Here is a 14007-nt window from a genome sequence, read left to right on the forward strand (position 1 = left end):
GGTGAGGCGGACGGGACGGCAGCCGGCGGGCGCACCGCGGCCGGACTGCGGCGTCCGCCGTTCGGGTGAAGCGGTGTGCCGGGGCGTGCCCGCCCGGCTCCGTGCTCCGGTGCGGCGTGCCGGGTCGGCGGACCGCTCGTGCCGGCGGCCCGGCCGTGACACCGCGCACGGACCGGTCAGCACAGGGCCACCGCCGGGGCCTCGTGCTGCGGCCAGGCCGTCAGCGGGGTGAAACCGCGGTGGCCGCACTCGCCGAACACCGTGACCGGCCTTCCGCCGGACAGCGCGACCAGCCGCCACAGCCCCGGACGGGAGCGGGCCGCGGGGGTAAGGGGCAGCGCCGCGTCGGTGTCGGCGTCGGCCAGCTGCCAGGAGTCGCCGTCCGGGACCGGGACGACCGCCCGCAGCGTCACCGGGACCGACTCCAGCCACGGGTCCTCGTGCAGCGCCTCGCCGTACCGCGCGGCCGCCTCGGCCGTCGTCACGCCGGGCGGGCGGCACAGCGTGGGAGCCGGCGGGCCGAACCGCTCGCCCAGGGCCACCCGCGCCTGGCCGGCACCCGGATACGCGGACACCTCCGCGTCCATCAGCAGCCCCACCGGCAGCGACTGCTCGGGCTCGCGGCCGGCGGCGCCGTAGGAGAGCACGAGCGCCGTACGGCCGGTGTCCGTGCCGTACAGCCAGACGCGGCGGGTGGTCAGCCGCGAGGTCACGGTGTCGTGCTGGGAGAGCACCAGCCAGTGGTCCCGTATCGCGGGGCCGTCCGCGGAGCCCGGCAGGCCGACCCGGGAGTGGACCGTGGCCGCCAGCTTCTCCGGCAGCTGCTCCCGCCGCAGCCAGCCCTGGTCCAGCAGATGCAGCAGGGCGCACTCCTCCAGCAGCCGCACCGGCCAGCCCGGTCCGGACGAGCACACCGACCCCAGCTCGCGCACCCGTGCCGCCAGGCCCGGAGCCTGCGCGTCGACCATGCGGGCCGCCATCTCCTCCCACAGCCCGTAGCCCGCCTGCTCGGCCTGCGCCAGGCCGCCGCGCAGCAGGTCGGCCAGGCGCTGCTCCAGCTCCGTCGCCCCTGCCGTGATCCGCTCGGCCCGGCGCTCCGCCCGGCGCCGCGCCGCCTCAGGGTCGGCGGAGGCGGAACCGCCCGCGGCCTTCGCGCGCCTCCCGGCGGCCCGTTTCCTCCGGCCCGCGAGCCACCGCTCGGCCCACTCCGGCGCCGTCCCCTCCGGCACGGCGTCCGGGCCGGCCGACCACAGAAGCAGCAGCCCGAGCGCGTGCTTGCACGGGATCTTGCGGCTGGGACACGTGCACGAGTACGCCGGCCCGGCCGCGTCCCCGATGTCGGCCACCGTGCGGTACGGCGTGCTGCCGCTGCCCTTGCACAGCCCCCACACCGCCCCCTCGTTCGAACTACCGGTCTCGGACCACGGCCCCGCCGTGCCGAGTTTGCTGCCCGCTTTGCGCGACGCGGCGTCAGGCGCCAGTGCCAGCACCTGGTCCGCGCTCCAGCGCACCCCCTGCTGAGTCATGCCGTCGACGGTAGGTCCCCCCACTGACAATCGGCCCCGAGACGGCATTTTCGCAGGTCAGAACGCATTGTCAGTGGCGTGGTGCACGGTGGGGTCACATTCGCACCGGCCGAGCTGGAGGGGGCCTCAGCCATGTCTGTTTCCGTCGGGACGACGTCCGCCGCACCGCGCCGCAAGCGCTCCGCGTCCGCGAACACCGAGCACTCCACGCCCGCGAACGGCGTGCGGACCGACACCGTGACCACGTCCGCGAAGGGGGAGGGGCAGGCGCTGCGGCCGCACGCCGAGGACGCCTTCGCCGACGAGCTGGCGGCCTTGGCCGCACACGACGACCGGCCGCGGCCGGCCCGCTGGAAGCTGTCGCCGTGGGCGGTCGCCACCTACCTCCTCGGCGGCACCCTGCCGGACGGCACGGTGATCACACCGAAGTACGTCGGGCCGCGCCGCGTCATCGAGGTCGCCGTCACCACCCTCGCCACCGACCGTGCGCTGCTCCTGCTGGGCGTGCCCGGCACCGCCAAGACCTGGGTGTCGGAGCACCTGGCGGCGGCGGTCAGCGGCGACTCCACCCTGCTGGTGCAGGGCACGGCGGGCACGCCGGAGGAGGCGATCCGCTACGGATGGAACTACGCGCAGCTGCTCGCCCACGGCCCGAGCCGCGACGCCCTCGTGCCCAGCCCCGTGATGCGGGCCATGGCGCAGGGCATGACCGCGCGCGTGGAGGAGCTGACCCGCATCCCCGCCGACGTGCAGGACACGCTGATCACGATCCTGTCGGAGAAGACCCTGCCCATACCGGAGCTGGGCGAAGAGGTGCAGGCGGTCCGCGGGTTCAACCTGATCGCCACGGCCAACGACCGCGACCGCGGCGTCAACGACCTGTCCAGCGCCCTGCGCCGGCGCTTCAACACGGTGGTGCTGCCGCTGCCGGAGTCCCCGGACGCGGAGGTCGACATCGTCACGCGCCGGGTCGAGCAGATCGGCCGCTCGCTGGACCTGCCGGCGGTGCCGGACGGCATCGACGAGATCCGCCGTGTGGTGACGGTCTTCCGCGAGCTGCGCGACGGTGTCACGACCGACGGCCGCACCAAGCTGAAGTCGCCCAGCGGCACCCTGTCGACGGCGGAGGCGATCTCGGTCGTCACCAACGGTCTCGCCCTCGCCGCCCACTTCGGCGACGGAGTGCTGCGCGCCGGTGACGTCGCCGCCGGGATCGTCGGCGCCGTCGTCCGGGACCCGGCGGCCGACCGCGTCGTCTGGCAGGAGTACCTGGAGACGGTGGTGCGCGAACGCGACGGCTGGAAGGACTTCTACCGCGCCTGCCGGGAGGTGAGCGCATGACCGGCTTCGGCAGGACGGACGGCACGGAGCGGACGGTGCCCGTGCGCGGCGACGGCGCGGTGCGGGCCCGCTCCGGTGAGGAGCCCAGCTGGACGGGCGGAAAAGGCGGACGGCTCACGCGGTGCGGACGGCACGCGGGGCGGGGACGGCATACGGCAAGGGGGACGGTGTGACCGGAGCTGACAGGGCGGGCGGCCGCGCCAAGGCCACGGAGCCGCTGCTGCTCGGAGTGCGGCACCACGGACCGGGGTCGGCGCGCGCGGTGCGGGCCGCGCTCGACGCGGCACGGCCGGACGTGGTGCTCGTCGAGGGCCCGCCGGAGGCCGACGCGCTGCTCCCGCTCGCCGCGGACGAGGGCATGCGGCCGCCCGTGGCCCTCCTCGCCCACGCCGTGGACGAGCCGGCCCGCTCGGTGTTCTGGCCGCTGGCCGCCTTCTCCCCGGAGTGGGTGGCCGTCCGGTGGGCCCTGGATCACGGGGCCGAGGTCCGCTTCATCGACCTGCCGGCCGCGCACACCCTGGCGTGGGACCGGCGCGAGGCCGCTTCGGAAGGGCACGAGGCCGCTTCGGAGAGGCACGAGGCCGCTGCGGAAGAGGAAGCCGCTTCGGACGAAGCGGAACAGGAACCCGGCACCGGCCGGGGCTCCGCGGGGGAGGGGACCGCGGAGCACCCGGCCGGGACCGGAGCGGAGGCGACGGCAGCGACCGGCTCCGGACCCGCCGGACCCGCCGGCCCGCTTCCCTCCCAGGGGGAAGCGGAGGCCGACGGCCCGCACTCGCCCTCACCGGAAGCCGGACACCCGGACGCGGCACAGCCGGGAACCGGGCGCCCGGCCGGGGACGACGTGCGCGTCGACCCGCTCGCCGCGCTCGCCGCTGCCGCCGGCTACGACGACCCGGAGCGCTGGTGGGAGGACGTGGTCGAGCACCGGGGTGCCGGACAGGGGGATCCGCTGGCGCCGTTCACGGTGCTGGAGGAGGCCATGACCGCGCTGCGGGAGACGTACGCGGACCGCGACAGCGAGCGGGATCTCGTGCGCGAGGCCCACATGCGTCTGAAGATCCGCGCGGCGCAGCGCGATTCCGGCGGGAGCGTGGCCGTGGTGTGCGGGGCGTGGCATGTGCCCGCACTGCGCCGGAAGGCCACCGTCACCGCCGACCGCGCCTTGCTGAAAGGGCTGCCCAAGGTCAAGACCGACATGACGTGGGTGCCCTGGACGCACCGGCGGCTGTCCCGGGCCGGCGGCTACGGCGCGGGCATCGACGCGCCGGGCTGGTACGCGCACCTGTTCGAGGCGCCGGACCGGCCGGTCGAGCGCTGGCTGACCAAGGTGGCCGGACTGCTGCGCGCCGAGGACCGGACCGTCTCCACCGCGCACGTCATCGAGGCGGTACGGCTGGCCGAGACGCTGGCCGCCATGCGCGGGCGCCCGCTGCCCGGGCTGGGCGAGACCATGGACGCCGCACGGGCGGTGATGTGCGAGGGCTCCGACGTCCCGCTGGCGCTGGTGCACGACCGGTTGGTGGTCGGCGACGAGCTGGGCGAGGTGCCCGACGCGGCGCCCGCGGTGCCCCTGCAGCGGGACCTGACCCGCCTCCAGCGGCGGCTGCGGCTCAAGCCGGAGGCGCACGGGCGGATGGTGGACCTGGATCTGCGCAAGGAGACGGACGCCGAGCGGAGCCGTCTGCTGCACCGGCTGCGGCTGCTGGGCGTGAACTGGGGCGAGCCGGCCGGCTCACCGGGCAGCACGGGCACGTTCCGGGAGAGCTGGTGGCTGCGCTGGGAGCCGGAGCTGTCGGTGCGGGTCGCCGAGGCCGGGGCGTGGGGCACGACCGTCGTGGCCGCCGCGACCGCCAAGGCGGAGGCGGACGCCCTCGGCGCCGCCACCCTCGCCGACGTCACCGCGCTCGCCGAGCACTGCCTGCTCGCCCAGCTGCCCGGGGCGCTCCCCGTGGTCATGCAGGTGCTCGCCGACAAGGCCGCGCTCGACGCGGACGTCGGCCACCTCGCCCAGGCACTGCCGGCCCTGGTCCGCTCGCTGCGCTACGGCGACGTGCGCGGCACGGCCACCGAGGCCCTGGCCGAGGTCGCCGCGGGCCTGGCCGAGCGCATCTTCGTCGGCCTGCCGCCGGCCTGCGCCGCCCTCGACGCGGACGGCGCCGCACAGATGCGGCACCACCTGGACGCCGTGCACCCCGCCACGGGGCTGCTCGGCGACACGCTCCCGGACCGCCGCGACGACCTGCGCGCCCGCTGGCACGGCGTGCTGCGCAACCTGTCCGGCCGGGACAGCGTGCCCGGGCTGCTGCGCGGACGCGCGGCACGGCTCCTGCTCGACGACGGCAGCCTCGAGCAGGAACAGGCGGCGCGCCTGATGGGCCTGGCGCTCTCCCCGGGCACGCCGCCCGCGGACGCCGCCGCGTGGATCGAGGGGTTCGTCGGCGGCGGGGGCGGGATGCTGCTCGTGCACGACGAGCGGCTGCTCGGCCTGGTCGACGCCTGGCTGACCGCCGTGCCCGCGGAGGCGTTCACGGACGTCCTGCCGCTGCTGCGGCGCACCTTCTCGGCGTACGAGCCGGGGGTGCGCCGGACGCTCGGCGAGCTGGTGCGGCGCGGTCCCGGGCAGACCGGCGGCGCCACGGCCGGGGTGGCCGGAATCCCGGGATTCGCCGCGGAGCTCGACCGGGAGCGGGCGGACGCGGTGCTGCCGGTGGTGCGGCTGCTGCTGGGGCTGGACGGCCCGCGGACGGGCCCCGCGGCCGGCCCGTCCGGTTCCGCGGCCGGCGCGCCCGGATCCACGGCCGGGGTGTCCGGACTTACGGCCGGCGCGCGGGGCCGGGCCGCGGACGGTGAACTGGCGGGAGCGGCGTGATGACGTCCGGCGAACTGGCGGGGGGCGCGCTGGCCTCCGGGAAGGAGCGACACGAGGTGCGGGTGCAGGATCCGGCGCAGGAGCGTCTGCGGCGCTGGCGGATGGTGCTCGGCGGGGAGCAAGGGGCTGACGGCACGGGATGCGCGCTGTCGGGCCGGGATGCCGCCATGGACGCGGCGCTCACCGCGCTCTACGGGGGCGGCGGCGGACAAGGGCCGGGTGCGGGGGCGGGTCGTGCGGGCCGGGAGCGGTCCGCCGGACTCGGCGCCTCGGCGCCCTCGGTGGCCCGCTGGCTGGGGGACATACGGACCTACTTCCCCTCCTCCGTCGTGCAGGTCATGCAGCGGGACGCCATCGACCGGCTGGGCCTGTCCACCCTGCTGCTGGAGCCGGAGATGCTCGAGGCGGTGGAGGCGGACGTCCACCTCGTCGGCACCCTGCTGTCGTTGAACAAGGCCATGCCGGAGACGACGAAGGAGACGGCACGCGCGGTCGTCCGCAAGGTCGTCGAGGACCTGGAGAAGCGGCTCGCCACCCGCACCCGGGCCACCCTCGCCGGCGCCCTGGACCGCAGCGCCCGGGTGAACCGGCCCCGCCACCACGACATCGACTGGAACCGCACGATCGCGGCCAACCTCAAGAACTACCTGCCCGAGTACCGGACGGTCGTGCCCGAGCGGCTCATCGGCTACGCCCGCGCCTCCCGGTCCGTGAAGAAGGAGGTCATCCTCTGCATCGACCAGTCCGGGTCGATGGCGCCGTCCGTGGTGTACGCCTCGGTGTTCGGCGCGGTGCTGGCGTCCATGCGGTCGATCAGCACGCGGCTGGTGGTGTTCGACACCTCGGTCGTCGACCTCACCGACCAGCTGGACGACCCGGTCGACGTGCTCTTCGGCACCCAGCTCGGCGGCGGCACCGACATCAACCGCGCGCTGGCCTACTGCCAGTCGCAGATCACCCGGCCCTCCGAGACGGTCGTCGTCCTCATCAGCGACCTGTACGAGGGCGGCATACGCAACGAGATGCTCAAGCGGGTCGCGGCGATGAAGGCGTCCGGGGTGCAGTTCGTGGCGCTGCTCGCGCTGTCCGACGAGGGCGCCCCCGCCTACGACCGGCAGCACGCGGCCGCGCTCGCGGCCCTCGGCGCACCGGCGTTCGCCTGCACGCCCGATCTGTTCCCCGAGGTGATGGCCGCGGCACTGGAGAAGCGGCCCCTGCCGATACCTGACGCCGCGTGAGAGCCGCACGCGCTCGCCCACCGGGAAACTCGCCCACCGGAGAAGCGGCGGGCGGGCGGGTCCGCCGGGCGGCCACCGGTCCCGAGGCGGCCGGCCGGCCCTCGGCGGCACAGCGGCCACAGCGGCACGGCAGCACGGCGGCCGTGGCCGCCCGGCCCCCGCGCGGCCGTTCCGGCAGGTCGCGCCGGGCCCGGCCACGGCCCGTGGGTCTCGCGCGGTCCGCACCCTCCCTGGCACGCCGTGCCAGAGGCGCGGCATCATGTGACAGGTATCACCGCTCGGGTGTGACCCCGGATTTAGGGCGCTCCCACGGGCGGCGATAACCTGCGAGGTGGACATGCCGCGCGCTCGGACACCGTGTGCGCCTCCCTTGTGACAAGCGGACGTCACGTTGCCCTTCGCGGCACGCCCACGCATTCAACGAACCGCTGGATCACTGATAGGGACGGAAGCGCGTGGACCTGTTCGAGTACCAGGCGAGGGACCTCTTCGCCAAGCACGGTGTACCGGTGCTGGCCGGTGAAGTCATCGACACGCCTGAGGCGGCGCGCGAAATCACCGAGCGGCTGGGCGGCAAGTCGGTCGTCAAGGCGCAGGTGAAGGTCGGTGGTCGCGGCAAGGCCGGTGGTGTGAAGCTGGCCGCCACTCCGGACGAGGCGGTCGCTCGCGCGACGGACATCCTCGGCATGGACATCAAGGGCCACACGGTCCACAAGGTCATGATCGCCGAGACCGCTCCGGAGATCGTCGAGGAGTACTACGTCTCCTTCCTCCTCGACCGTGCGAACCGCACCTTCCTGTCCATCGCCTCCGTCGAGGGCGGCATGGAGATCGAGGAGGTCGCGGCCACCCGTCCCGAGGCCGTCGCCAAGATCGCGATCGACGCCATCGACGGTGTCGACAAGGCGAAGGCCCAGGAGATCGTCGCCGCCGCGAAGTTCCCGGCCGAGGTCGCCGACAAGGTCGCCGACGTGCTGGTGAAGCTGTGGGAGGTCTTCGTCGAGGAGGACGCCCTCCTGGTCGAGGTGAACCCGCTCGCCAAGGTCGCCTCCGGTGACGTCATCGCCCTGGACGGCAAGGTCTCCCTGGACGACAACGCCGAGTTCCGCCACCCCGAGTTCGAGGCGCTGCACGACAAGGCGGCGGCCAACCCGCTCGAGGCCGCGGCCAAGGCGAAGGGCCTCAACTACGTCAAGCTCGACGGCGAGGTCGGCATCATCGGCAACGGCGCCGGCCTGGTCATGTCCACCCTGGACGTGGTCGCCTACGCCGGTGAGAAGCACAACGGCGTGAAGCCCGCCAACTTCCTCGACATCGGTGGCGGTGCCTCGGCCGAGGTCATGGCGAACGGCCTGGAGATCATTCTGGGCGACCCCGACGTGAAGTCGGTCTTCGTCAACGTCTTCGGCGGCATCACCGCCTGCGACGCCGTCGCCAACGGCATCGTGCAGGCCCTGGACCTGCTCAAGAGCAAGGGCGAAGAAGTCAACAAGCCGCTGGTCGTGCGCCTCGACGGCAACAACGCCGAGCTGGGCCGCAAGATCCTGACGGACGCCAACCACCCGCTGGTCCAGCAGGTGGACACCATGGACGGCGCGGCCGACAAGGCCGCCGAGCTGGCTGCTGCCGCGAAGTAAGGGACGAGGTCACACAACACCATGGCTATCTTCCTCACCAAGGAATCCAAGGTCATCGTCCAGGGCATGACCGGCTCGGAGGGTCAGAAGCACACCCGCCGCATGCTCGCCTCCGGCACGAACATCGTCGGTGGCGTGAACCCGCGCAAGGCGGGCCAGGTCGTCGACTTCGACGGCACCGAGATCCCGGTCTTCGGCTCCGTCAAGGAGGCCATCGAGAAGACCGGCGCCGACGTCACCGTGATCTTCGTTCCGGAGAAGTTCACCAAGGACGCGGTCATCGAGGCCATCGACGCCGAGATCCCGCTCGCGGTCGTCATCACCGAGGGCATCGCCGTCCACGACACGGCGTCCTTCTGGGCGTACGCCGGCAAGAAGGGCAACAAGACCCGCATCATCGGCCCGAACTGCCCCGGCCTGATCACCCCGGGCCAGTCGAACGCCGGCATCATCCCGGCCGACATCACCAAGCCGGGCCGCATCGGTCTGGTCTCCAAGTCCGGCACGCTGACGTACCAGATGATGTACGAGCTGCGGGACATCGGCTTCTCCACCTGCGTCGGCATCGGCGGTGACCCGATCATCGGCACCACCCACATCGACGCCCTGAAGGCGTTCCAGGAGGACCCCGAGACCGATCTGATCGTCATGATCGGCGAGATCGGCGGCGACGCCGAGGAGCGGGCCGCGGCCTTCATCAAGGAGAACGTGACCAAGCCGGTCGTCGGCTACGTCGCGGGCTTCACCGCGCCCGAGGGCAAGACCATGGGCCACGCCGGCGCCATCGTCTCCGGCTCCTCCGGCACCGCCCAGGCCAAGAAGGAGGCCCTCGAGGCCGCCGGTGTCAAGGTCGGCAAGACCCCGACCGAGACGGCCAAGCTGGCGCGCGAGATCCTCGCCGCCTCCTGAGCGACCGGTCTCGTCGCCTTCTGCGCGCGAGCCGATCCGCCGCACGGCGCTCGGCCGGTGGGCCCGCCCCCGCACCAGGGGCGGGCCCACCGCCGTTTCCGGGCCCGTTCCCGATGACGGGTGTCACGGAGGACAGGCGATGCCGGATCACGGGTGATGCCGGATGACGGGTGATGCCGGGTCACGGGCGGCGGACGCTAGCGCGCCAGCGGCAGGAGCCGTTCCGGGCCGCCGAAGGGCCCCTTGTGCAGCTTGGTGCTCGGACGGAGGGCGTCGCGGGACACAGGGCCGAGCGCGCCCGGCACCGGCAGTCCCTCCACGGCGTGGCCGGGTGACACCGGCGCCACGTAGTGGGCGGGGGCGGTGTGCCAGGTCAGCGCGGTCGCCCCGGCGACGGCAGCGGTGAGCGCGAGGGCGGAGCGGGTCCACAGCCGGACTCCGCGTTCCCCGGCGGCGCGCAGGTCCCTGGCCGCGGGCACCGGACTGTGTTCCGCAGATGCCAGGCGGACCAGCCGCCGGTGCAGTTCGGCGGGGTCGGCGAGGTCCGGCAGCAGGGTCGCCACGGCCTCGCGGGCGTGCAGCAGCCGGTTCGCCGTCGCGGCCGTGCCGGCCTCGGTCTCCGCGGCCGTGTCGGGCAGGTTCAGGCCCACGCCGTCGTGGAGGACGAGGGTGCGGCGGTAGCACGGCGGCAGCCGGAGCAGCGCCGCCTGGAGCGCCTGGTCGGCCGGATCGGGCGGCACATCGGGGCGCCGGCCGGCCCGGCGGGCCGACCGCCAGGGGGACAGGGCGCAGTCGTAGGCCGCCGCGCGCACCCAGCCGGGCGGGTCGGGGTCGCGGGCGACCTCGGGCCAGCGCTGCCAGGCCAGCCGGAAAGCCCGCGCCACGGCGTCGCGCGCGTGGTCGTGACGGCCTGTGAGCAGGTAGGCCTGGCGCTGGAGTGCCGGGGCGCAGTACGCGTGCAGGGCGTCGAAGGCCTGAGCGGGAGTCAGCCGCGCACCGGCCCGGCGGCCGACGGCGTTCCCGGAACTGCCCCCGGTCCCAGTCCCGGTCCCGCACCCGCACCCGCACCCGGCCCCCGACCCGGCCCCGGCCCCCGACCCGGCGCCGTCCCCGCTCCCGGCCCCTGATCCGGCGCCGTCCCCGCTCCCGGCCCCTGATCCGGCGCCGTCCCCGGTCCCGGCCCCCGACCCGGCATCGTCCCGGGCTATGGCCTCCGTCCCGGAAGCGCCTGCCCCCTGAGTGGCCGTCAGGCCCGCGAAAGCCCCCACAAGCCGGCGGTCCGCCGGCGGTGGCAGGGGAGTCGCTCGGCTGTCCGGCACCGTGCCTCCCTCCGCATCCTCCCTCCGCATGAACCGTCGCATAAACGTATCTTGAGCGACACTACGGAGAAGCGCCCGTTACGACCGAAAAGCGAGTGACGTTGGGAGCATGGCGGGCGTGATCCAGACGAAGAACCGTCGACGACCGCCGCTCGCCTCCCCGCCCACCCGTCTGCGGTCCCGGTCGCCCGGCTTCGGCGCCGGCCTCCTGGGCGGCGTGGTCGCGGCGGGCCTCGGCCTCGGTGCGACCGCCGTCCTCGTCATCGTCCTGTGGATCAGCTCCCCCGACCCCGACGGCTCACCGGGCAGCGCCCTGCGCGTGGCCGCCGCCCTGTGGCTGCTGGCGCACGGGGCCGAACTGGTCCGCACCGGCACGCTCACCGGCGCGGACGTCCCCCTCGGCGTCACCCCGCTGCTGCTGCTCCTGCTGCCCGCGGTGCTGCTGCACCGGGCGGGCAGGGACGCCACCGACCCCGGTGACGGCAACCCGCTCGTTCCCCCGCGCACCGCCTGGAGCGGTGTCGTCGCCGGGTACCTCTCCGTGGTCGGCGCCGCCGCGGGGTACGCCCAGGACGGGCCGCTGCGCCCCTCCTGGCTGTGGATCGTGCTGTGGGTGCCGCTGGTCACCGCGGTCGCGGTGGGCAGCGGCGTCTGGGCGGCGTACGGCTGTCCCCGCGCGCCGCTCGAGCGTGCACTGAGCCGGTTGTCACCGGGCGTGCGCCGTCTGCTCCTCATGCCGGGCCCGCGGGCGCGGCTGGGGCCCTCGGCCCGGGCCGCGGGAGCCGGTGCGCTGATGTTCACCGGGGGCGGAGCGCTGGTGCTGGGGGTGTCCCTGGTGTGGCACTCGGGGGCGGCCCAGGCGGGCTTCGTGCGGCTGACGGAGGGCTGGTCGGGCCGGTTCGCGGTGCTGCTGCTGTGCCTGGCGCTGCTGCCCAACGCGGTGCTGTGGGCGGTGGCATACACCCTCGGGCCGGGGTTCCAGCTCGGCGCCGGTCACCTCGTCGCGCCGTCCGGTTCCGCACCGGCGCCGCTGCTGCCGCCCCTCCCGCTGCTCGCGGCCGTGCCGGACGCGGGCCCCGGCACCCGGCTGCACTGGGTGTGCGCGGCGGTGCCGGTGGCGGCCGGAGTGACCATCGGCTGGTTCGTCGCCGACGCCGCGACCGGCGAGGTGCGGGACGCCGACGGGGACGACGGGGCGCGGCCCTGGTCCTGGCGGCGGACCTCGGGCGGTGCCGCCCTGGCCTGCCTGGTGTGCGCGCTCGGCCTCGGCGCGGGCGCGCAGCTGGCGGGCGGCGCGCTGGGCGACGCCGTGCTCGCGCGGTTCGGTCCGGCCGGCTGGCAGGTGGCCGGGGCCGCGCTGCTGTGGACCACACCGGTGGCCGTGCCGGCGGCGTTGCTGGTCTGGCTGTGGCGCCGCTGGGCGAGCCGCCTGTTCCGGCGTGCCCCGAGCGCGGTGCGCATCGTCGGGCCACGCCGCGGCGACGCGCAGCCGGCCCGGCCCTCGCAGGCCGCGGCGGTGCGGGTGCCCCCGCGCTACGACGACGCCTCCGCCGAGCCGTACGACGTGCTGCCCCTCGACCCTGCCGTGAGCGACCCCACCGCCTGGCCCGAGGGTGACGCCGTACACCGCCCGCACCGGGCGGACCTCCCGCGGGCCACGCGGTCACCGGAGGATGCCGGGCCGGCGACGGAACCGCGGACACCCGAGAGGAAGCCGGACCGGATGGCGGACGAACAGGACCGCCAGAGCGAACAGGACGCACAGGGTGGACAGGACGTACAGGATGCGCAGGACGTACGGGGCGTACAGAGCGGACGCGAGCAGGAGCCGGGCACGGCGCCGTCCTCGTCCCGGCCCGCGCACGTGCCGGCGGCCCCCCGGCCGCGTCCCGGACCGCGAGCCGTCACACAGCCCGCGCCACAGGACCCGCACGACTCCGCAACCGTCCCCCGGCCCGGCACGGACGCGGCGTCACGGGGCGACCACATGGCCGCACCCGCACCGGACGAACCCGATGCCGCGCCCGCTCCGGGCAGCAGGCCCGGGCCCGGCTGATCACGGGCCACCGGCCCCCGGGCGGCGCAGCCTCAGCGGTCCGCGTCCTCAGCCGTCCGTGTCCTCGGCCGTCCGTGTCCTCGGCCGTCCGTGTCCTCAGCCGTCCGCGTCCAGCAGGCCCCGCAGCTGCTGCGGCAGATGCTGGTCGCAGGACTGTCTGGCCTGATGGGTGAGCGCGTCGTCCACGCACGCGTAGTAGTCGCGGTAGACGAACTGCGCGGCGAAGCCCGACGCGACCAGCACGAGCGCCAGCGAGGCGGTGACCAGGCCGCTGACCGCCGCTGTGGCCTGCGGGCGGCCCTGCGGCTGCGGTGCGGCCGACTGGTCCGGATCCGGGCGGCGCGGCGCGGACCGCAGCGAGCTGATGCCCCAGTACAGGGCGAGCGCGCCGAGCAGCAGCGCCACATAGGGCCAGCCGAACAGCACGAAGAAGAAGGCCCACATGCCGCACAGCAGGGCGTAGCGCGCCCGGCGCTGAGCGGGATCGGTGGGGTCCCAGCGGGTGCCCGGGCCGGGCCGACGGCCGGGTCCCTCGCCGCCTGCGCCCGGCAGCTGCGGGCGTTCGCCGAAGCCACCGGGGGAGCGGTCGGGCTGCCGGTCGCTCCACCGGCCCCAGGGCGAGCGGTCGCCGCCCTCGTCCCGGCCTTCCTCACCGGAGGCATCGCCCCTGGAGGGGCGCCGCGGCTGCCAGGGGCGGTCCGGAGCACCCTCGGGCGGCGGCGCGAACGGATTGTCGTCCGTCCCCGCGCCCGGCCGGCCGGAGTTCTCCGGGTCGGCGTCCTTGCCCTGGGGGTCCTTCCCGTCCGGCGGCGAGGAGGGGCGCTCCCGCAGCAGCACGGTGCCGCGCTCCCCTCCCCGCGCCGACTGCGGAGGGAACATGAGGAGTCGCAGGCTGCGGTCCGGCATCGAGTAAGCGTCTTCCCCTTGTGACTACGGCTGACGAGACTGGTGACGGGGCACCCGGCCTGGCATGGGCCGGACGAAGCTGTCACAGCGAGAACGCGCCGCGGCGCGGCCGCGTTCCCGAGTCCGCTCCTTCCCGACGCTACCCCCCGGCCCCGCCCCCGTCCCATGGGGGCCGTCGGCGGTGCCGGTATCGTTGCTGACGG

Annotated in this window: 9 protein-coding genes; 6 read left to right on the plus strand and 3 right to left on the minus strand. The window is 75.1% G+C overall.

Features of this window, described 5'->3' with window-relative positions; all coding sequences use genetic code 11:
* Positions 1–176: 176 nt before the first annotated feature.
* Entirely contained in the window at positions 177–1526 is a 1350-nt protein-coding gene (locus tag IE286_RS07435) for an SWIM zinc finger family protein (protein ID WP_189795809.1), read from the minus strand.
* Positions 1527–1658: 132 nt separating this feature from the next.
* On the opposite strand from IE286_RS07435, the gene IE286_RS07440 reads away from it, so the two are divergent.
* The 5 genes from IE286_RS07440 (at position 1659) to sucD (ending at position 9523) form a co-directional block, all read left to right on the plus strand.
* Positions 1659–2867: an AAA family ATPase gene (locus IE286_RS07440; protein ID WP_189795810.1), complete on the plus strand. Its 1209-nt coding sequence runs from the start codon at positions 1659–1661 to the stop codon at positions 2865–2867.
* 169 nt (positions 2868–3036) lie between these two features.
* Complete coding sequence (locus IE286_RS07445) at positions 3037–5739, plus strand: DUF5682 family protein (RefSeq protein WP_229862036.1); 2703 nt, start codon at positions 3037–3039, stop codon at positions 5737–5739.
* 101 nt (positions 5740–5840) lie between these two features.
* Entirely contained in the window at positions 5841–6977 is a 1137-nt protein-coding gene (locus tag IE286_RS07450; RefSeq protein ID WP_189795893.1) for a VWA domain-containing protein, read from the plus strand.
* A 455-nt stretch (positions 6978–7432) separates the two neighbouring features.
* The gene (sucC, locus tag IE286_RS07455) at positions 7433–8614 is read left to right on the plus strand and encodes an ADP-forming succinate--CoA ligase subunit beta (RefSeq protein ID WP_189795811.1); all 1182 of its coding nucleotides are present in this window, start codon (positions 7433–7435) and stop codon (positions 8612–8614) included.
* A 21-nt stretch (positions 8615–8635) separates the two neighbouring features.
* Positions 8636–9523 carry a succinate--CoA ligase subunit alpha gene (gene sucD, locus IE286_RS07460; protein ID WP_189795812.1) on the plus strand — a complete coding sequence of 296 codons (888 nt, stop codon included), beginning with the start codon at positions 8636–8638 and terminating at the stop codon, positions 9521–9523.
* Positions 9524–9720: 197 nt separating this feature from the next.
* Here sucD and IE286_RS27080 read toward each other — a convergent pair whose 3' ends face one another.
* Positions 9721–10407: a SigE family RNA polymerase sigma factor gene (locus tag IE286_RS27080; RefSeq protein WP_229862037.1), complete on the minus strand. Its 687-nt coding sequence runs from the start codon at positions 10405–10407 to the stop codon at positions 9721–9723.
* Between the two features lie 544 nt (positions 10408–10951).
* On the opposite strand from IE286_RS27080, the gene IE286_RS07470 reads away from it, so the two are divergent.
* Entirely contained in the window at positions 10952–12898 is a 1947-nt protein-coding gene (locus IE286_RS07470; protein WP_189795814.1) for a cell division protein PerM, read from the plus strand.
* Positions 12899–12994: 96 nt separating this feature from the next.
* On the opposite strand, the gene IE286_RS07475 is transcribed toward IE286_RS07470, so the two are convergent.
* Positions 12995–13804, minus strand: coding sequence for a hypothetical protein (locus IE286_RS07475; RefSeq protein ID WP_189795815.1), 810 nt, complete (start codon positions 13802–13804; stop codon positions 12995–12997).
* Positions 13805–14007 lie beyond the last annotated feature (203 nt).

The sequence above is a fragment of the Streptomyces thermodiastaticus genome (assembly GCF_014656135.1).
In the GTDB taxonomy this organism is placed as follows: Bacteria; Actinomycetota; Actinomycetes; order Streptomycetales; family Streptomycetaceae; genus Streptomyces; species Streptomyces thermodiastaticus.

What these genes read in the sequence shown, in the direction of transcription:
- sucD (WP_189795812.1), top strand. Translation starts at nt 8,636, where the DNA reads ATGGCTATCTTCCTCACCAAGGAATCCAAGGTCATCGTCCAGGGCATG.
- IE286_RS07435 (WP_189795809.1), bottom strand. Translation starts at nt 1,526, where the DNA reads ATGACTCAGCAGGGGGTGCGCTGGAGCGCGGACCAGGTGCTGGCACTG.
- IE286_RS07470 (WP_189795814.1), top strand. Translation starts at nt 10,952, where the DNA reads ATGGCGGGCGTGATCCAGACGAAGAACCGTCGACGACCGCCGCTCGCC.
- IE286_RS07450 (WP_189795893.1), top strand. Translation starts at nt 5,841, where the DNA reads ATGGTGCTCGGCGGGGAGCAAGGGGCTGACGGCACGGGATGCGCGCTG.
- IE286_RS07440 (WP_189795810.1), top strand. Translation starts at nt 1,659, where the DNA reads ATGTCTGTTTCCGTCGGGACGACGTCCGCCGCACCGCGCCGCAAGCGC.
- IE286_RS07475 (WP_189795815.1), bottom strand. Translation starts at nt 13,804, where the DNA reads ATGCCGGACCGCAGCCTGCGACTCCTCATGTTCCCTCCGCAGTCGGCG.